19 protein-coding genes and 1 pseudogene are annotated in these 19,972 nt (G+C 43.4%); 3 read left to right on the forward strand and 17 right to left on the reverse strand.

The window, feature by feature from the left end; translation table 11 throughout:
* Positions 1-3: 3 nt before the first annotated feature.
* From AAEZ00_RS00865 to gmk, 17 genes and pseudogenes are all read right to left on the reverse strand, one after another.
* Positions 4-1,896: a glycosyltransferase family 2 protein gene (locus tag AAEZ00_RS00865; protein WP_351077637.1), complete on the reverse strand. Its 1,893-nt coding sequence runs from the start codon at positions 1,894-1,896 to the stop codon at positions 4-6.
* Positions 1,893-2,285 carry an ApeI family dehydratase gene (locus AAEZ00_RS00870; protein ID WP_101033085.1) on the reverse strand — a complete coding sequence of 131 codons (393 nt, stop codon included), beginning with the start codon at positions 2,283-2,285 and terminating at the stop codon, positions 1,893-1,895. Before AAEZ00_RS00870 ends, AAEZ00_RS00865 begins: the two co-directional genes overlap by 4 nt.
* The gene (locus tag AAEZ00_RS00875; protein WP_124013188.1) at positions 2,278-3,645 is read right to left on the reverse strand and encodes an AMP-binding protein; all 1,368 of its coding nucleotides are present in this window, start codon (positions 3,643-3,645) and stop codon (positions 2,278-2,280) included. The genes AAEZ00_RS00870 and AAEZ00_RS00875 overlap by 8 nt, the downstream gene beginning before the upstream one ends.
* Positions 3,638-4,189, reverse strand: coding sequence for a COG4648 family protein (locus tag AAEZ00_RS00880; RefSeq protein WP_101033083.1), 552 nt, complete (start codon positions 4,187-4,189; stop codon positions 3,638-3,640). The genes AAEZ00_RS00875 and AAEZ00_RS00880 overlap by 8 nt, the downstream gene beginning before the upstream one ends.
* Complete coding sequence (locus AAEZ00_RS00885) at positions 4,189-4,437, reverse strand: acyl carrier protein (protein WP_101033082.1); 249 nt, start codon at positions 4,435-4,437, stop codon at positions 4,189-4,191. Before AAEZ00_RS00885 ends, AAEZ00_RS00880 begins: the two co-directional genes overlap by 1 nt.
* Positions 4,438-4,445: 8 nt before the next feature.
* A complete protein-coding gene (locus AAEZ00_RS00890) occupies positions 4,446-4,700 on the reverse strand; it encodes a phosphopantetheine-binding protein (RefSeq protein ID WP_101033081.1) in 255 nt (84 codons plus the stop codon).
* A 28-nt stretch (positions 4,701-4,728) separates the two neighbouring features.
* On the reverse strand, positions 4,729-5,583 hold the full coding sequence (locus AAEZ00_RS00895; RefSeq protein WP_124013189.1) for a lysophospholipid acyltransferase family protein: 855 nt from the start codon (positions 5,581-5,583) through the stop codon (positions 4,729-4,731).
* A complete protein-coding gene (locus tag AAEZ00_RS00900; RefSeq protein WP_124013190.1) occupies positions 5,576-6,373 on the reverse strand; it encodes a beta-ketoacyl synthase chain length factor in 798 nt (265 codons plus the stop codon). The genes AAEZ00_RS00895 and AAEZ00_RS00900 overlap by 8 nt, the downstream gene beginning before the upstream one ends.
* Before the next feature lie 249 nt (positions 6,374-6,622).
* On the reverse strand, positions 6,623-7,498 hold the full coding sequence (locus AAEZ00_RS00905) for a DUF3014 domain-containing protein (RefSeq protein ID WP_351077630.1): 876 nt from the start codon (positions 7,496-7,498) through the stop codon (positions 6,623-6,625).
* Positions 7,499-7,641: 143 nt separating this feature from the next.
* Positions 7,642-9,717: an ATP-dependent DNA helicase RecG gene (recG, locus tag AAEZ00_RS00910; RefSeq protein WP_351088049.1), complete on the reverse strand. Its 2,076-nt coding sequence runs from the start codon at positions 9,715-9,717 to the stop codon at positions 7,642-7,644.
* Positions 9,718-9,859: 142 nt separating this feature from the next.
* Positions 9,860-9,952 (reverse strand): annotated as a pseudogene (locus AAEZ00_RS00915) (DNA-binding response regulator); the annotation flags it as partial.
* Between the two features lie 2 nt (positions 9,953-9,954).
* Positions 9,955-10,884, reverse strand: coding sequence for a calcium/sodium antiporter (locus tag AAEZ00_RS00920; RefSeq protein ID WP_351088051.1), 930 nt, complete (start codon positions 10,882-10,884; stop codon positions 9,955-9,957).
* Between the two features lie 134 nt (positions 10,885-11,018).
* Positions 11,019-12,674: an AMP-binding protein gene (locus tag AAEZ00_RS00925; protein WP_335686679.1), complete on the reverse strand. Its 1,656-nt coding sequence runs from the start codon at positions 12,672-12,674 to the stop codon at positions 11,019-11,021.
* A gap of 232 nt (positions 12,675-12,906) precedes the next feature.
* Entirely contained in the window at positions 12,907-13,290 is a 384-nt protein-coding gene (gene ridA, locus AAEZ00_RS00930) for a deaminase RidA (protein WP_101033074.1), read from the reverse strand.
* 28 nt (positions 13,291-13,318) lie between these two features.
* Entirely contained in the window at positions 13,319-15,427 is a 2,109-nt protein-coding gene (spoT, locus tag AAEZ00_RS00935; RefSeq protein ID WP_351088054.1) for a bifunctional GTP diphosphokinase/guanosine-3',5'-bis pyrophosphate 3'-pyrophosphohydrolase, read from the reverse strand.
* 13 nt (positions 15,428-15,440) lie between these two features.
* Positions 15,441-15,719: a DNA-directed RNA polymerase subunit omega gene (rpoZ, locus tag AAEZ00_RS00940; protein WP_011635854.1), complete on the reverse strand. Its 279-nt coding sequence runs from the start codon at positions 15,717-15,719 to the stop codon at positions 15,441-15,443.
* A 60-nt stretch (positions 15,720-15,779) separates the two neighbouring features.
* Positions 15,780-16,403 carry a guanylate kinase gene (gene gmk / locus AAEZ00_RS00945; protein ID WP_351088056.1) on the reverse strand — a complete coding sequence of 208 codons (624 nt, stop codon included), beginning with the start codon at positions 16,401-16,403 and terminating at the stop codon, positions 15,780-15,782.
* A gap of 339 nt (positions 16,404-16,742) precedes the next feature.
* Between gmk and AAEZ00_RS00950 the strand changes: the two genes are divergently transcribed.
* The 3 genes from AAEZ00_RS00950 (at position 16,743) to yjjG (ending at position 19,929) form a co-directional block, all read left to right on the forward strand.
* Entirely contained in the window at positions 16,743-18,035 is a 1,293-nt protein-coding gene (locus AAEZ00_RS00950; RefSeq protein WP_351088058.1) for a DUF805 domain-containing protein, read from the forward strand.
* Between the two features lie 76 nt (positions 18,036-18,111).
* Positions 18,112-19,182, forward strand: a complete 1,071-nt coding sequence (locus tag AAEZ00_RS00955; protein WP_351088060.1) for a phosphotransferase enzyme family protein — start codon at positions 18,112-18,114, stop codon at positions 19,180-19,182.
* A 45-nt stretch (positions 19,183-19,227) separates the two neighbouring features.
* Positions 19,228-19,929, forward strand: coding sequence for a pyrimidine 5'-nucleotidase (gene yjjG, locus AAEZ00_RS00960; RefSeq protein ID WP_335686674.1), 702 nt, complete (start codon positions 19,228-19,230; stop codon positions 19,927-19,929).
* Positions 19,930-19,972: the final 43 nt, after the last annotated feature.

Genomic DNA, 19,972 nt, shown 5'->3' on the forward strand with positions numbered 1-19,972 from the left:
GAATTAGTTATCCTGACGGGGTGACGTTGTGCTGTTATTGGGTACAGTACTTGAACTAGGTGCTGTACTTGAATTAGGTGCTGTACTTGAATTAGGTGCAGTACTTGAATTAGTCGCTGTACTTGAATTAGGTGCAGTACTTGAATTAGTCGCTGTACTTGAATTAGGTGCTGTACCTGGGCGTGAAACAGGACGAGTAATCAATTCATCTCTACGCCAAAAATCGAAAAAGTTAAACCATTGCATCGGAGCCTGTAGGGCAAAGTGCGCTAAGCGTTGGCTATATTGGCTCATGGCGTCGGTTAAGCGTTCAATTCTGCCTGCTCGTGGACCTTTTAAGCTGTCGCTTAGATGTTCTACATGTACTTGATAACGCCCATGCTGGCGAATACAAAATAAGCTGTAAACAGGGCAGTCGAGTAAGCTTGCTAAAATAAATGGCCCTTGTGGAAACGCAGCATCTTGGCCTAAAAAGGGCAAATAGGTGACGCGACCTTGGCTGCTAGACGAGGTGCGGTCCGCGGCAATAACCACCATTTCACCTTGATCAATTTTTTGCTGCAGTAACATGGCGGTACTGGGATCAAGCTCATTGACATGGATTAAGTTAAGACTACTTTGTGGATTAAGCTGCTGCAGTACCTTGTTAAAATTTTCAGCGTGTTGGGTTAGCACCATCACATTCACTTTCACCTTTTGCTGGTGGACAGAGATAGCGCGACACAATTCCATATTGCCTAAATGCGACACAATCAATACTGCACCTCGACCTGTGGCCACTTGGTCTGCGAGTATTTTTCGGTCGTTAAAGTCGACTTGCTCTAGATTAATTCGGTCGCACCAAGCATCCATTCTATCGAGGGCGGCATTGCCAAAGGCAAAGAAATGTTTAAGGCTATCGCGCCAATTAACCTCGCTACTGAGATTAGGGTGATGAGGTTGTAGCTGTTGAACGCGGCGTAAAAAATCCAATGATGCGTGTCGAGCCGTCGATCCCGTTATGAAAAAATAACAAATTACCGGATACATCATTGCCCGGCACAGCCAATGCCCGCCAAGACGATAGCATTCAGCTAACAGTTTGATGCCCCAAAAACTGCCACGCTCTGTCATTGTCGACCAATGTTTTTGCGACTGAGCTTGCTCTGGTGGTGGATCTTTTTGCTGTAAAAGTTGTTTGCTGATAATGCGCGGCAGGCGAGCGAGCATGCCAAAAAATAACCGGGTGTGCATCCAGCTGATCCGCACATTATCTTGCACGCCTTGGAAGTGACTGATGCCATCTTCAGGATAGATCACTTTAGTTGGCACATGAATGACTGGCGTACCCTGCCAGTGCAGTCTGACCATAATTTCAATATCAAAATCCATCCGCTCACCCAAAGCTTGCTGGCTGAATAACTGTTCAGTAGCCGCTAATGGATAGACCCGAAAACCACACATAGAATCTTGAATGTCAAAACTCAAGGTTTCAATCCATACCCACAAATGGGTGAGGTAACGCCCGTATAAACGGCCTTTAGGCACGGACTCATCATAAATCGGCTGGCCAGATATTAATGCCTGTGGGTGCTGTTCGCAGCTCGATATCATTAACGGAATATCGTCTAAATTATGCTGCCCATCGGCATCAACCTGTAATGCATGGGTGAAACCATCGCGGTAAGCTTGGCGCAGACCGCTGGTCACTGCCGCACCTTTACCGCGATTAAAAGGATGGCTGATGAGGGTTACCCAGCTAAATTTGTCCGCCATAGCTTGCAATACATAGCGGGTTTCATCTTGGCTACCATCATCAACTAGATAACAGGTCAGGTTGAATTTTGCCAACTTGGTTAGGGTTTGTTCAATGGCGATATGATGATTGTAGTTGGGGATAACCAAGGTCAATTTCATGGGTTACTCTCAATGGCAGTCGGCGCAGCAGTGACCAACGCGGGTTTGACCACAATGCGCCCAGAAGAGAAACGTTTATCTTGATCGCGATAACTGAAAATCAGTTTTGCTTTTTGGACTTGATGTTCAATCACCAAATCAACATAGGTGTCGGGTAATATGAGTTGTTGAAACTTAAGCACTTCTAATGTGGCAATAGTGGCTGAATAACCAAATGCCTCACAGCCAAGTTTGACCGCCCAATCCAATTGGGTAACCCCAGGCAATACGGCTTGCTGAGGAAAATGACCATTAAAAAAGGCTAAATCTGCGCTAACAAATAAACGCCATTGATAGAGATTGTTACCGCCTTGATGGCTAACAATATGGGGTAATTCTGACTTAATCATGACTAAATAAGGCTATAATTTCTGCTTGAGTACGCTTGCCTTGGCTGTTGAGTGGCAAGTGTGCAGGATAACGCCAGCGTCTTGGTAAGGTGATGCGCTCAAACTGGCTTAATAAGTGGTTTTTCAACGCATTATTGAGCGCTAATTTCCCTTCCGCTTCGAGTGTTTTAAGGCCTAATTCGCTTAAGCATATTGCCGCACCTAACATGGTACGCGGTTGTTCTAATACCGTGACGGCCGCTTCGCGAACAAAAGGATGGGTTTGCAGTAAATGCTCCACTTGGGCTAATGACAAACGTTTTTCTTCAATTTTCACAATGCGATCAAGGCGATGTAATAAACGGAACTGGCCATCAGTTAACAGTTCAATTTTATCATCGCACCTCAGCCACTGGGCCTGATTGTCTAAATAAACTGACTGCAACATCAAAGCCCCGTCTTGGGGATCTATATCAATGTTGACTTGGGTAAAGGCTTGCCATGGTTGCAGTGGTTGCTGCTGGCGTCGATAGGCTATACCGCCGGTCTCAGTACTGCCAAATATTTCGATTGGCAATTGATAAAAACATTGCTTAACCGCCTGGGCAGCATCAAAATTTAATGGTCCACCAGAACTGAAAATTAAGCTTGGAATGCGTTGTTGCTTTTGGTTATCAAGCGCATCAGGTAAGCGAGTCAATTGAGCGGGGCTACTGATCAAACACAAATTTGGCATGATGGCCAGGTAGTAGCTAAGGGTTTCTGGAAAGTCGATTTGTTCACTTAAGAAAGCTCGGCTCGCGGCCAAAGGCCACAGAACTTTAAATAATAAACCGTAGATATGTTGATGCGAAACCGTCGATACCACCGAGCAATGAGGTAAATGTTCGGCAAAGGTTTGTTCAAGAATACTGACTTCGGCATCGAGTTGCTGCAGCGTTTTTTTGACGGCTTTGGGCTGGCCGCTACTACCAGAGGTGAATAAGATTAATTCACCTAATGATTCTGATTTAGGCCATTTCGCTGCGGGTAAACTTAATTCTTTTTTGAGCGCAATATACTCACCCACTTCACATAAGGGCGTGTCGGCAATAATGGCATCAAATTCGTGGTTGAGTTGACTCAAGGTACCACTTTGGGTGTTGGCGGGTAATATTACTTGTTTACCGGCTAACAAGGCCGCGCATAAGCCTGCGGCAAATAAGTCGCTGTGCTTGGCTGCAAGCAACCAACGCTTAGCAGCACTTTGGGTCAGTTGAGCATGGAGGTGGGCAACGTGCGCACAAAACAATGATCCCGTCATGATGTCATGATGGTCAAAGCTTATCAGCTGCTGTGAGGCAGGCCCTGTGGATAACCAATTGAGTAAAAGCTTATTCATGTTTTTTCAACCAAAAACGACGATAAATCCATTCACCACTGAGTAGCATACCCATAAACAGATAGGCGATCAGTCCGTTGTAAAGTGTCCATATTTCAATGCTTGTTGCTATGGCGGTATAGGTCGCCACTGCACCATTAACAATAAATAACCCACACCAAAGTTTGGTAATGGTTTGTAAGTATGGAATAGCAGAGTCTGGTAAATCAGGCTCTTTTAAGCGTGCTAAGCGCTCAATCATACTTGGGCCATTAATCAGTGAGTAACCAAATAATCCTAACATACTCAGGTTTATCACCACCGGATAGTATAGTAACCAGTCGTTACGCTGAGCAATAAAACTGGCTGCGGTTAATCCGATGCCAATCAGTATTGGCAGTGTCATGGATTTCACTTGTTGCTTAGTGACCATAAACCGCATCAATAATAACAAACAAAGCAGCAAAGCAATGGTGCCCGGTGGTAAATACTGCAATCCAAAGTACACTGCTAAAGGATAAGCAATAATGACTAAAGTAGTAATAATCTGCAGGATTAACCGCATTAGCTTTTAATTAATCCTTCAATGGCGTTCACGACATCATCGACTGTGCGAACGGTTTTAAATGCCTCAGGTTGAATTTTTCTACCGGTACGCTGTTGCAATTTAATCACCAAATCAACCGCATCAATACTATCTAAATCAAGGTCTTTATACAAAGAAGCTTCTAGAGTGATATCGGCCGCATCTATTTCAAAATCTTCAACTAAAATGGCGCTAAGCATTTCGAGAATTTGTTCACGATTTTGCATGCAGGCTCCTAAACACGTTGAGATTCAATAAAGCTAGCTAAGCTAGCAACACTGAAAAAGTGTGCAGTAGTCGCATCAGAATTTGCTTCAATTTTGATATCAAATTCTTTCTTAATGGCCAAGCCTAATTCGAGTGCATCGATCGAGTCTAAGCCTAGACCGTCACCAAATAAGGCTGCATCGGTTTCGATATCATCGACAGTGACATCTTCTAGATCTAAGCAATCGATGATCAGTTGTTTTATTTGATTGTGTAAGTTCATTTTTTTGTTTTTCTTATAAGTATGGCTATCAATGTGACTTGATAGGCTGTTTAAGTGTATCAAGGTAAAACTGCTGCAAGTCGCGCGTCAGCTGTCGAGCCATTTTGGCTTCATTACCTTGTTTAACATCATACAGCAGGTATGACATGCTTGTGCCTATTTCTACTGACATATTGATGGTTTGCCGTGGAATTTGGTACCAAGCTTGTTGCTTGGTCAACCCTGCAACATCAGTACGTAATACCACAGGTAAAATATCTGTTTGGGTGCGTAGCGCAATATTGGCGGCCCCGCGAGCAAAAGGATTAACGATATTACCGGTTAATGTTCGCGTACCTTCAGGGAAAATAATTAAATTGGTATCGGTTTGCAACACTTGTAAGCAGTCATCTAGTAGCCAATCAGCGCCACGATTTGGAATATAACCGGCACTGGCGAGTACGCCGCGAATAAATGGATTACGCCATAAGCCTTGTTTTACAATACAACCCGCATTCGGCATAAGACTAATTAATACTACCACATCCACTAATGTTGGGTGATTGGCGATGACAATCTGCCCCTTTGCTTGCTGTAGTGTTTCGATATTCTTAGTGTTAACTGTAATCACCCCAGCAAAACTGAGCATGGCGACCAATGCTCTAAACATCCCGCTGACTAATCTTTGTACCCGTGCAACCCGCAGCTCTGGCTTAGTGGGCCAAAGTTGTAATATGGGTAAAATAGTTAATGAGCAGAGCAGTCCACCTAAACCAAAAGCAATATAACAAAGCACACCGCCAATCCAGCGAGGTACATAACGACATCCGCGCAGTTTCGGCGCGGCGGATTTTTTTTGCTCAATAGCATCAGCATGTTGTGGTTTGTGTGGTTGATTAGTCATGATGTTCAAGTGACCAATACCAATGGCACAGTTTACCCTGGATATTCTTTGCACTGGCAATATGATGGATTAACTCGCTCAAGCTGATGTTGTCTTGGTGTTTTTGGTTGTCAAGAGGGCCTAATCCGAGTGGATGATCAGACAGGCGTAGAGTCGTCCGTTGAGGCATTGTTTGATGTAATTCGGGTGCTATAGCCTGCTTTTCAGCTCGGTGGGCGATGTTATTGAGTGGTGCAAGGTACAAACCGAATGCCAGAGGAAGTTCGACCTCGTGAATAAATTCACTGTATACCGGTGGAACCGGATCGTCACCAAAGACAACCAATACTGGCGATGGGGATTGTGCTAATTGAGCGTAGGCTTCAATGAGTGCTTGTGTGAGGGTTTGCTCACCCGCAGCAATGGATGTAGACGTCGTAGTATTATCATTCACAATACCAAAAATACCACTGGCAGTATTGTGCACTGATTGACTAAAAGCCATTGGTGATAAAGCTTGCTGCTGGGCAATATCCTTAAGTAAGCCTAAGGTTCTGGTAAGTTCACCATGACGAGATGCAAAAATACTACGGCAATGCATATCGGGTTGGCATTGGTATGCCGCGGTTAGCATCATTTTGGTTAAGCGACTAAAGCGCCGACGTTGCATGGCAGGAATGTGTGCTAATGCTGGTGAGTCAGATTTTGGCGACAAGTCGCCATTAGGCTGTTGCCATTGCTGCCAACGTTCTGTTGTCTGAAAGTCCGCAGACCATGCACCCCATGATAGAAGATCAAATACTAATTGCACTACATTCCCTCTATAACTGCCTAGCTATCCTTATCTAATTGTTAATAATAATCATGCCAATAATGAATATTCGTTAACCTTGCCGATTGTACACTGAAGTGAATGTAGATAAGAAGTCGTGTGGACGAAAAAGGCTAATAGCAGAGGGTTTATTGAACAAAGTGATTGTGCAATAAAAAAGCGCGACGGTAAACGTCGCGCTGATTGCTTATAGCCTAATAAAATAGCTTTACCGCTTGATGTAATAGCTTATTGGCTCGGAAAGCTTTGTTGTAGTTTCTTGACTGCTGCTTTGATTTTACGAGCGTTTTCTGGCCCCATGCGGATCAACAGTTTTTGTGCATTGGGTAATGCCTCAAGATTGGGATCGACATATTTATAGTTAACACTGATCGATGATAATTCAATAGGATCTTCAATAATGGGCGCATCAGCAACCATGCTGAAAACCTGCTGCATTCGCGTATCAAAGTCAATGTTACTGTAACCTAGTTCAGTAAAAGCTTCGGCAAATAATGGCTTTAACTCATTGTAAGTACTGATTAAATCTTTATCACTCAGCTCCTCTATAAAATTAGCGTATAAATCATATCTATGATAACTGTCTGGATTAAGATAGATTTTGTTGGTTATTTCGCTCACGGTAAATTTTGTATCGGGGCCTTTTAACGGGCTCGCTTTACGCACCATATTGCCTTGGGCTAAGTTATCGACAAATACCACAAATTGGCGGGCAATGTCTTTTTTCAAGATCATTGGCGCAATTTTCATGCCGTTAGCAATGGCTAATGTTTTTGCTTCTACAAAATCATCAGACTCATCTAAGGTGGGGAGTGGCTCTATCGTTGCGGCAGCGGATTCTCCAGTGGGCACTACATCATCTGTTGTGGCAATGCTTTCTGGTTCTTCAATAGGCGTTTGCTCTATTGGCGTCTCAGGAACTGATTCTGGCAGTTCAACTGGGGTGATAACAACGGGTTCAAATTCATCAGTGTCATCACTGGTAAAATAGAAATAACTGCTTGCGCCTAACAATGCAATCACCGCGATAGCGATTAACATCTTGTTAGACCCTGGCTTTTCAGAACCTGGAGGGGTAATTCGGTCTTCTTCATTAACTTGCATTTCAATTCCTTGGTGTGATTGCTAATCGGTACAAATATCTAGGTGGAGTCGAAAAATTGTGCATAGTACCATTTTGCAATATTCGGCTGACTTGTCTAGTGATAACTGATGATAATGAACAATATATTACGATTAGTATTGTATTATGCTTGGACATATTGTTGTCTATCACCTATCCAGCGTTGAATGATAGCGTCTACGTTTTGTGGCACTTGCTGGTTAACGTGTACGGCTAATTTTTGAGTAGGTTCAATTAAGTGTTGATCGCGAAGTAAATCTGCGATTTTGAGATCGGCTAAACCTGTTTGTTTTGTCCCGAGCACTTCACCAGGCCCTCTAATTTCGAGATCTTTTTGGGCGATGATGAAGCCGTCGTTACTGTTTCGCAGAACACCTAAGCGTTTGGTGGCCGTTTGCGACAATGGCGCTTTATAGAGTAACACGCAATGACTGGCTACCGCGCCTCGGCCGACTCGACCTCTTAATTGGTGTAACTGCGCTAGGCCTAATCGTTCAGGATTTTCGATGATCATTAAACTGGCATTGGGTACGTCAACACCCACTTCTATGACGGTAGTGGCGACTAATAAGTTTACATCACCCGCTTTAAATTGCGCCATAATGGCCTGTTTGTCAGCGCTTTTCATTCGGCCATGGATCAAGCCTATTTTGAGTTCAGGTAATGCTATGGTGAGTTCCGCTGCAGTGTCTTCAGCAGCTTGGCATTCAAGCACTTCAGATTCTTCAATTAAGGTACATACCCAATAAGTTTGGCGATTATCATGTAATGCTGCTTGTTTGACTCGCTCAATAACGTGTTCGCGGCGGCTATCAGCAACGGCAACGGTCGTCACGGGTGTGCGCCCTGGGGGAAGTTCATCAATAATCGAGGTATCAAGATCTGCATAGGCTGTCATGGCTAAGGTGCGCGGAATTGGCGTGGCCGTCATAATTAACTGGTGCGGGTGAAAGCCTTGGCTGACGCCTTTTTCTCGTAAACCTAAGCGTTGATGAACGCCAAAACGATGTTGCTCGTCAATAATAATCAGCGCCAGTTTGTTAAATACCACCGCTTGTTGAAATATCGCATGAGTACCGATCACCATTTGGGCTGCACCAGAGGCAATGTTTTCAAGGGATTGGACTCTAGCTTTACCTTTGAGTTTGCCTGCTAACCAACCTATTTTCACTCCCAGAGGTTCAAACCATGCGGCAAAATTGCTGGCATGTTGTTCAGCGAGTAACTCGGTCGGCGCCATCATGGCCACTTGGTATCCGTTTTCAATAGCCTGCAATGCTGCAAGCGCCGCCACCAGCGTTTTTCCTGAGCCAACGTCACCTTGAACTAAACGCATCATGGGCGTTGGATGCTGAATATCTTGGCGGATTTCGGTCACTACGCGCTGTTGTGCCCCCGTTGGCTTAAAGGGTAACAGGGCTAAAAAAGGGCTTGATAATTGGCCGGTTGCAGGCATAGGCACTGCGGCATCTTGGTTACTACGTTGGCGTAGTTGCAACATACTGAGGTTATGAGCAAGCAGTTCTTCTTGTATTAACCTTTGCTGTGCCGGATGCTGACCTTGTTCTAATTCAACAGGTGATACCGAGCTGTGGGGACGATGTAAAATATGCAGCGCATCGCGAAGACTTATATTGTTTGGCTGCAGGCCATTGGGTAATAATTCTGGCAATCCACCATCATCTAACATGGTTAAGGCTTGCTCGGTCAGTTTTATCCAACTGGCTTGTTTTACCCCTTCTGTTGTCGGGTATATAGGCGTTAGTGTGTCGCTTAATGTGACTGATCCACCAGGATGAATAATTTGATATTCGGGGTGAACAATTTCTTTGTGATGATTGCCGCGACGTATTTCACCGTAAGCCCGAATGGTGGATCCATTTTCCATGGCGTTACGTTGTGCCATTGAAAAATTAAAAAAACGCAGGCTCATCATTCCGCTGTGATCGCGAACATTACACATTAGCATACGTCGCCGACCTTGCATTATTTGAGTCGACTGAATTTCGGCTTCTATGGTGCCATAACTGCCAGGAGGCAACGCGGCAATGGGGTAGATTTGCGTACGGTCTTCATAACGCAGGGGTAAATGAAACAGTACATCTTGTACTGTTTTAATACTTAACTTAGCCAGTTTTTCCGCGACCTTTTTAGCAACACCTTTAAGGTCGGTGATCGGAACAAGATCCAGTCGTAGCAAATTGTGCGCACCCCAAGTTGGTGATTAAAGATGTAAAAAAGCATTGTAATTTCAAACTGTCAATTTCGAATCACTGTAATTATATACATATGTTTAAGGTATCTTAGCAGACTTTCAATACAAGGCAATATTAAGCCGCTAATTATAACCAACCCTTTTGTTTGGCGATTCTGGCGGCATCAATTCGGTTGCTTGCATTGAGTTTATTAATCACTTCTGACAAATAGCTTCGTAAAATTACCCAACCTGCATGACTAAGTAACTGGTGTAACCTAAGTAACCCGCCAGAAGCACTACACCTTCACGGCGGCCAATACGTAAGCCGCTCCAAGCAAACGGTAATACCATGAAAGCAAAGATCAGCATGGCGATAAAATCGATTTGGTTAAATCCGGCAGCGGAGACAGGGTGGATTAACGCCGTTGCGCCTAAAATACCGAGCACATTGAAAATGTTTGATCCAACCACATTACCGATGGCAATGTCACTTTGACCTTTCAGTGCAGCCATCACCGAGGTGACAAGTTCTGGCATGCTGGTGCCAATCGCCACAATAGTTAAGCCGATGATGACTTCGCTAATGCCAAATTGCTTGGCTAAATCCACAGCACCATTAACAAATAATATGCCACCACCGACCAGCATAGCGATACCCATAATAATTAATGCTATTGATAACCCTGGGTGTTGAGGGCTGGCATCAAGATCAAGATCTTCGGGATTATTTTTGGCGCTGACATAACTAAACACTAAATAGCTAACAAGTGCACTGAATAAAATGGCACCGTCGATAAAGCTCACTTCACCATCAAGCAGTAAAAACCACATTAATACCGATGCACAAATCATGATAGGGATGTCGCGCTTAACCATTTGAGATTGCACTGTAATAGGGCGAATAAGGGAGGTAATAGCTAAAATTAAGCCGATATTGACAATATTGGACCCCACCACATTACCTAAAGCAATCCCAGGGTTACCTGCTAATGCCGATTTTACACTTACCGCCAATTCAGGGGCGCTAGTACCAAATGCTACAATAGTTAAGCCTATAATCAGTGGTGCAATGCCTAAACGAAGCGCTACAGCACTGGCTCCGCGCACAAGAGCTTCTGCACCAAAGGTTAAAATGATAAAACCGCCGATAATGGTTAACGCAATGAGCATGAGAGTCTCTGCCTAAGTAAGGGTGTGTAACAAGATTGATATAGTTGATGGGGCGTATATTGACAGAATATGTCAAAAAAATACACGCATATTGCGTGTATTTTTTTTAAGATAGTTAATCATTTAGTGGGTGATTATAATTCGTCTTCCCAACGTACTTTAGCACCGCGGACACCTTCTACTTTGGCGCTAAATGCTTTTTCCAGAACGTGACGTTTAATTTTTAACGTCGGCGTTAATACGTCGCTCTCAATGGTCCAGTCATCATTTACGATTATAATGGCATCAATATTTTCATGTGATTCAAGCTTGGGATTAATACTGTCGAGGTTCTCTTTTAATGAGGTTCTTACTTCCTCGCGCGGCTGTAATTTTGAACCTTCAGAAAGCTGCACCAAAGCGATAGGGTGCGGTAAGCCAGAACCAATAACACAAATCAACTCAATATGTGAATCTTGAGCCAATTTACGTTCAATAGGTACCGGTGAAACATATTTGCCTTTTGACGTTTTAAAGTTGTCTTTGACTCGACCGGTAATATCGATATAACCGTCTTCGTCGATTTCACACAAATCGCCAGTGAGGAAAAAGCCGTCTTCAGTAAATGCTGCAGCGGTAGCGGCTTCTTGTAGGTAATAGCCACTCATTAAGCCTGGGCTTTTGACTAATAACTCACCTTGTTCAGTTTGACGCACTAAGCATCCTTCAACCGGACGGCCAACCGTGCCAATTTTCTTGGCATTGAATGGGTAATTGATTATCGAGTAAGCACAGTTTTCGGTCATACCCCACGCTTCACAAATATCAATGCCGATGCTGTTATACCATTGCAGTAATGATGGTGGGATAGGCGCGGAACCTGAGCCATTTAAGCGAGATTGATCGAGTCCTAAACCGCTCTTAATTTTACGCTTAACGATACTGCTAATAATGGGTAATTTCAGTAATGTGTTGAGTTTTTTGACGCCAATTTTATTGATGATATTTAATTGAAATACCGTCCATAAGCGCGGCACGGAGAAAAATATCGTTGGACGACAACGCTGAATATCATCAACAAATGAGTCGAGGCTTTCTACAAAAGAAATCGTTGCTCCAGAATAGAATGATGAACCTTCTATCGCCACACGTTCAGTAATGTGTGCCAGAGGTAAGTAAGATAATAGTCGGTCAGTCGTATTGGTTTGTAAATCACGAATGACCGCTTCACAGGCCCAACAATAGCTGGTAAAGGTTTGTATCACGCCTTTGGGTTTGCCGGTTGACCCCGAAGTATAAATGAGTGTCATGACTTGATCAGCCGTTGGCAGCTGCTCGTCAACAAGCGGCTGACCCAGCGTTAACAGTTGCTGCCAATGATATTGAGCTGGCATAGTGTCATAAGGCATGGCTAAGCGGAGGATTTCACCGCCCACAGCCGCTTCTTGTTCAGGCCAATGATCGAGCTTGCCGGTAAAGATGGCTTTGGCACCGCTATGTTCAAGTATATAGCGAATGGTTTCAGCATTCGCGGTTGGATAAACCGGTACACTAATGTAACCACCGTACATTAATGCTAAATCGACAATAAACCACTCGGCGCAGTTTTTAGACAGTACAGCAACTTTGTCGCCACGTTCTAGACCTAAATGACGCAGTGAACCTGCAATTTGTTGCATTTTTTGTTGAACTTCACGCCAGGTGAAATCCACATACTTACCGTCAATTGGCTGGCGAAGGTAAACTTTATCGCCTTGTGTATCAACCCAATGAGACAACATCTCAACCGGCGTTTTAATTAAATTTTCCATAGACGCTTCCATAGTTCTTTATTGTTATTGTAGGTCTTTATAAACTTATTATGGCTATTTTTGTGCGCTGGCGCAAACAATTGCACACTATGTGTGCAAGGTAACATTATAAACACGTTAGCAGGATCTGCTGAATTAACAATAGGTATTGAGTAAATACTCTACAATGGGGGGCCCACAGATAATAAAAAAGGCGCTCTAGGCGCCTTTAAACAATATTATACCGTTGGGCTTAGATTTCCATTATTCCGTCCATTTCAACCAATGACCCTTTTGGTAACGCTTTGATGCCAATAGCGGCACGAGCAGGGTAAGGCTGTTGAAAATAACGGCTCATAATTTCATTAACTGTGGCGAAATGAGACAGATCGGTCAGGAAGATATTTAACTTAACGATATCACTCATTTTTCCGCCTGCAGCTTCGCATACCGCAGATAAATTTTCGAAAACTTGCACGACTTGTTCAGCAAAATCATCGCTTACCATGGTCATGGTTTTTGGATCTAATGGAATTTGACCTGAAAGATAAACGGTACTGCCGACTTTAACGGCTTGTGAGTAAGTGCCAATTGCTTGTGGGGCTTTGTCGGTTGCGATGATAATTTTTTCAGCCATGTTGTACTCTCTTTATTGTGATCAGTGACTAGCGATTACGCGAGGTGCGTAATACTTCAGGTAAAACGCGTATCCTGCGCATTACGTTGGCAAGATGGACACGATCTTTAACTGAAATACGTAAATTAATCAAATACACTCGGCCATCACGCTCTTCGGTACTGAGATTGTGAATATTTGACCCAGCTGAAGCGATAATCGAGGTGATTTTAGCCAGCGCACCTTGATGGTTAACAATTTCGACGCGCAGATTAGCTTGGTACTCTGCGCCTTCTACGTTGTCCCAATGCACAGATATGTACTTATCAGGCTCGCCTTGATAGCCACGAATATTGGCACAGCTTTCCATGTGAACCACTAAACCTTTGCCTGGACTCACATGGGCAATGACGGCATCGCCAGGGATAGGGCGACAACAATTAGCGTAGGTCACCAACATACCTTCAGCGCCACGAATTGGCATCTGCAAGGTTTCGTTATTATGATCGTGAGCGTCTAGCTGTTGGCCTAATAAACGTTGGGCAATCACAATACTCATGGCATTACCTAAGCCAATATCGGCCAGTAATGAGTCCAGCGAAGTATGTTTGGTTTCTTTAATCACTTTCTCAAGTAAATCGGCTGGAATAGTTTCAAGTTTAGTATCACCCAAGGCATGGTTTAACAAACGCTTACCTAATGCAATGGCGTTATCACCTTTAAGGCTCTTCAATACTTGCCTAATTTTACCACGAGCTTTACCGGTGACCACAAAGTTTAACCATGCAGCATTAGGACGAGCGCCTTTAGCGGTAATAATTTCAACCGTTTGCCCAGAGATCAGTGGCTGGCTCAGAGGATAAGCTTGGCGATTGACTCTCGCCCCCACGCAGGTATTACCCACATCAGTATGCACTTCGTAGGCAAAGTCGACCGCTGTGGCATTAACCGGCAATTCTAAAATACGGCCTTCTGGGGTAAACACATAAATTTCTTCAGGAAATAGCTCTGTTTTAACGTTTTCAACAAATTCAAATGAGCTGCTGGCGCTTTGCTGCAATTCCAGCAAACTTTGCATCCATCGGTGAGCACGAACTTGAGAGGTACTTTGCTGAGCCGAATCAATCTTATTTTTATACATCCAATGTGCAGCGACACCTTTGTCGGCCATTTGATCCATTTCTTCAGTGCGAATTTGCACTTCAACAGGAACCGCATGAGGACCAAATAATGATGTGTGCAATGATTGATAACCGTTGGCTTTTGGAATAGCGATATAATCTTTAAAACGTCCTGGGCGCGGCTTGTATAATCCGTGCATAGCGCCTAAAACGCGATAACAGGTATCGATAGAGTCAACAATAACGCGGAACGCATAGATATCCATAACCTCTTGAAATTGCAGTTCTTTACTGCGCATTTTTCGATAAATCGAGTAGAGGTTTTTTTCACGGCCTTTGACTTTTGTGGGTATTCCAGCCTCTTCAAGGCGTTTTTCAATAGCAAGTTCAATACTGTTAATCAGTTCTTTACGATTCCCCCGGGCCGCTTTGACAACATCGCGGATCACTCTATGGCGCATAGGGTAATAGGCTTGAAAACCTAAGTCTTCAAGTTCGATTTTGATATTGTGAATACCTAATCGATTAGCAATTGGGGCGTAGATTTCTAGGGTTTCACGAGCAATACGACGGCGTTTATCAGGGCGCAGTGCGCCTAAAGTACGCATGTTGTGGGTTCGATCAGCCAATTTGATGAGGATCACCCGAATATCTTGAGTCATTGCCATCATCATTTTACGGAAGTTTTCCGCTTGGGCTTCTTTTCTATCACGAAACTTGATTTTATCAAGCTTTGATACACCTTCCACTAGTTCTGCAACAGCAACACCAAATAACTCAGAGAGTTCTTCTTTGGTGACAGGTGTATCTTCGATGGTGTCATGAAGTAAGGCAGCCATAAGCGACTCATGATCGAGACGCATGTCTGCCAAGATGCGGCTAACCGCAACGGGATGGGTAATGTAAGGCTCGCCACTTGTGCGCATTTGCCCTTCGTGGGCATCACGCGCAACCAAATAGGCCTGCTTGAGTAATTCTACTTGATCCGGCTCTAAATAGCTGGATGCTGACTCTTTTAGACCTTCAAACAGATACAAGTGGCGCTACTCCTTATAAAACGCGGCCTTCTGCAATGGCTGCGACAGCGGCAATTTCAGCGGCTTCACGTTCACGAACAGTTTGGCGCTCATCAGCATCTAAAGTGTTTGAGGTGACTAAACCTAATTCGATTTCACGTAATGCGACAACCGTTGGTTTATCATTCATCTCATCAACCATAGGTTCTTTACCTTGGACGGCGATTTGGCGTGCACGACGCGCTGCAACCAGGATCATATCAAAACGGTTGCCGATTTTGTTTACGGCGTCTTCTACAGTTACGCGAGCCATGTGTTGAAACTCCAGTGTTATCTATGGGAAAAAAGGACGCAAAATTGTACACTATGACAATTAATTTGCCAAGAGATCAGTAATCATATCATTGTGGGCACACTGCTGACTAGCACAGGTTAATCGTTGACTGCGGATAATGGCGCTTAAATCGACCAATGCGTCATCAAAATCATCATTTACAATCACAAAGTCATATTGAGCGTAATGTGACATTTCTGAAACGGCTTGTGCCATACGTGAATCAATCACTTGTTGATTGTCTTGGCCTCGACCGGTTAAACGGCGTTCAAGCTCGGACTTAGACGGGGGTAAAATAAACACCCCTACTGCCGTTTTCATCAATTTTTTAACTTGCTCTGCGCCTTGCCAATCAATATCAAGAAACACATCGATACCTTTATCTAAGGTTTGTTCGATGACGCGCATGGAGGTGCCATAAAAATTGCCAAAGACTTCTGCCCATTCAAGAAAGGCATTTTGGTCAATTAATGCTTTAAATTGCTCAATAGTCACGAAATGATAATGCTGTCCATCGACTTCGCCAAGGCGAGGTTTACGGGTCGTATGTGACACAGAAACCTGTTTATCGCTGGGTTTATCTTTTAATAGTGCTGATATAAGTGATGATTTACCTGCGCCACTAGGGGCTGACACAATAAAAAGATTTCCACGAGTGCTCATAAATAAGGTTGCTCATCCGATTATTCATTAAGAAAGCTTAACATTATACTCGTTAACAGTAGGGTTATGCTAGCGCAATCATAGAGATTGCTGATGAGTCTTATCGCGATAAGATGGATAAAAGTGACTTGCAAAAGTAGGAATAAAAAAGTAATCCAAAATCTAGCTTGGGTCTGGCTTTATAAGATAAATTCTGTAGGCTTTGGGCTATTAATAGCGGTTGTCGATTTTGATGATAACAACAATCCTTTAACCTTGTAATAGCGGTGTAGAATCACCGACGATTTCTGTTATGTAGCCAGCTGTTTTGATTTTTTTGTAAATTAATAGGAATGATTGATGTTTGTAAAACCCCTACTGTGCCGAGATGGTCGTGACACAGGCTTAAGGTTAATGGTAATTATATTAGCAGCATTTTTGTTGTTAACTGTCGCTGCTATCGTATTCCCGGCGAGTGTAATTAATTGGGTTGTGACGCTAACGATAATGCCTATTGTTGGTTTGTCTGCTGTTCGTCGCCTAAATGACGTCAATAAATCGATTAAATTGGCGATGGTTTGTGTCGTTCCTGTGGGCGTTTTTGGCATATTGACTTACTTTATGGCGCCTTTAGGCGCACTAGCAGGAGTGTTTTTGTTTGGCCTAGCTTGTGGTGGCTATTTGGCCTTTATGCCGGCTAAAAGTAAGATTAATTATGTGCAAGGCTATAATGGACCCAGTATGGTGCCAGTATCTTTTGCGGGCTCGGTACATCACCGACAAGAACCGGTAATGAAGAGGCGGGTTATGCCTGTTCATGCTATGCCAGAGAGTACATTTTCATCAACAGAGTTAACGGATGATGAAGTGAACTTTACGGGGGCGGTTGAGCCAGATTCTTTCGAGAGAGAAAAATACCAATTAAATGATGATGTGGTGCAGCAGGCAAGTTCCGAGCAAACTGACGCACACATGGACCATGACGTTGATGAGAAAATTGAGGATGATCAAGTGAGATCATTTTCTACATCATCTGCTCGCAGTAATCAGCCTCTTTATGTTGATCAGGATGCATTGCATTCAGGGTCGATTACCGAGCTTGCAAAATCTTGGCTTAATGTGGCCAAGTTACATCAGCAAAAGCTTATTTTAATCGGAAAAATTACTGCTGCCATTGTCGCTGCCGGTTTGGTTGTATATTTAGTTTCCGCCTTAATCAGTGTTTTTTCTGGCGAGGCGACAGAACAAACTGACCATGCTGATGAGATGATCAATCAACAACAAGCCAGTAGTCGACAAATGATTGAACTGCCGGATGGGTTTTGGTTAGTACTAGACGGCGATGTTCTGATTGTACGCTGGTTAGGGGATCGCGGTGATGCTAGACGCTTGTGGCATTTAGCCAGCGCCATAGGCGATAAAACCTGCGCCAACCTTGAATTTAATGATGGTAGTCGTTATCGACCCCTCACGGTTGATCGGTTACAGGACAGTGCCACTGAAGCCAGATTTACGCCGCTGGATAAAGATGCCATTGTCAATAATGTCGCGCTTAAAGGTAGCTTTAAGTTGTGTGGTTATGAATTTAGCTTAAAGGGCAGCCAAGCAACATTAATGCAAAACCCTCAATTTGAAATGATACTAAGCCAGTAACCATTAGGGAGATAATCAGACAGTAGAGCTCTGTCGGTTATCTTTGGCTATGATAAAGATGAGTTTGGAGTTGTGATTGGTTAATTTTATCCGCAAAAATGTGTTGCCTCAGTTTGGTTTTAGGGGCGAGCATAGTACGCTTCATCCACTGGGTAATGGCCATATTAATCAGACTTTTTTGGTGAATGATAACGCTAAAACGATGGTCTTGCAGCGTATCAATACCCAAATATTTACCGATCCTAAGGTGATGATTCAAAATGCCAGCAATATTAGTCAGCATTTACTCACTAAGCGTCAACAGCAGCAATATCCATTGCAAGTGGTGAGTCCAATAGCCACCGTTTCAGGTGCACTTTACTTGAATTTAGGTGAGCAAGGGTTTTGGCGAGCAATAGATTATTTGCCCCATAGCGATACGATTGAAGTGGTTGATACCGCCCAACAAGCCATGCTGGCCGCCGAGGCTTTTGGCCATTTTGCCGCGGCGTTGAGTGATTTAACCCCCAATGACATTATCGATGTTATTCCCAACTTTTTGAATTTACCCCAGCGTATCACTCAATTGCATGAAGCAATGGTTAATGATGTCAACGGTCGATTAGTTCAGTGTAAAAAATGGCCAGACTTGTGCTTAGCACAAACGGATTTATTAGCAGAGTTAGTACAATATGAAGCTGCCTTACCGCTCAGAATTTGTCACAATGATACTAAAATCAATAATATGTTGTTTGATAGTCGAGATATGTCCAGTCTGGCTATTATTGATTTAGATACCTGCATGAAAGGGTATTTGATGTATGACTTTGGTGATATGGTGCGGGCTTTTTGTTCACCTGAGCTGGAAGACTCGACTGACTTAGGCAATGTGTATGCACGACCTGAGATCATTATTTCTGCGGCAAACGCGTATATAGCGTCTCTCGCTGGCATCATTACCCCGCTTGAAAAGCGCAGTTTATGGCTAGGAACTAAAGTGATGCCGTTAATGCTTGGTGTACGATTTTTAACTGATTATTTAAATGGTGATGTTTATTTTGGGATCAAGCACCAAAATCATAATCTTGATCGCGCGATAAATCAGCTAACTATTTATCAAAGTCTACTGAGGCAAGAAGCTGCGTTAAAGTCATTATTTAACGCTTAGCTGCCATAGTTAACCATTTATTTGAACGAAATAAGGATCTCGTTGATGTTAAATATGCTCAATAAATATAAATGGATTTTATTTGATGCTGACGAAACATTATTTCATTTCGATGATTTTGCGGGATTGAAATTAATGTTCTCTCGATTTAATATTGATTTTAACATCGAAAACTTTGCTGTTTATCAGCAGGTCAACAAACCACTATGGGTTGAATACCAAAATGGTGTAATTAGTGCTGCGCATTTACAACACACTCGGTTTCATGACTGGGCGACAAAGTTGTCTGTTACCCCGCAACATCTAAACAGTCAATTTCTGGCGGCAATGGCCGATATTTGTCAGCCATTACCCGGTGCCCGGGAATTGATTGACTCATTAAATGGTAGGGTCAAGCTTGGCATCATTACTAATGGTTTTACCGAGTTACAAAATATCCGCTTGAGTCGCACAGGCTTTCAAGGTGCCTTTAATCCTGTGGTTATCTCTGAACAACTGGGTAAAGCAAAACCTGATGTGGCTATTTTTCATCATGCGTTTGGCTTAATGGGGGAGCCGGAGAAGCATCAAGTACTCATGGTCGGTGATAACCTACATTCTGATATTTTAGGCGGTATCAATGCCGGTATCGACACCTGTTGGTTAAATCATCATGATGCACCTGTGACTAATAATATCTCTCCAAGCTATCAGGTCCGTAATTTAGCTGAACTACATCAATTATTGCTGCCCGATGCCACTCAATAGTTGGTCAGTTCAGACATAAAAAAGCCATTCGACTGAATGGCTT

The organism is Shewanella sp. S1-49-MNA-CIBAN-0167, assembly GCF_040310145.1.
GTDB lineage: Bacteria > Pseudomonadota > Gammaproteobacteria > Enterobacterales > Shewanellaceae > Shewanella > Shewanella psychromarinicola.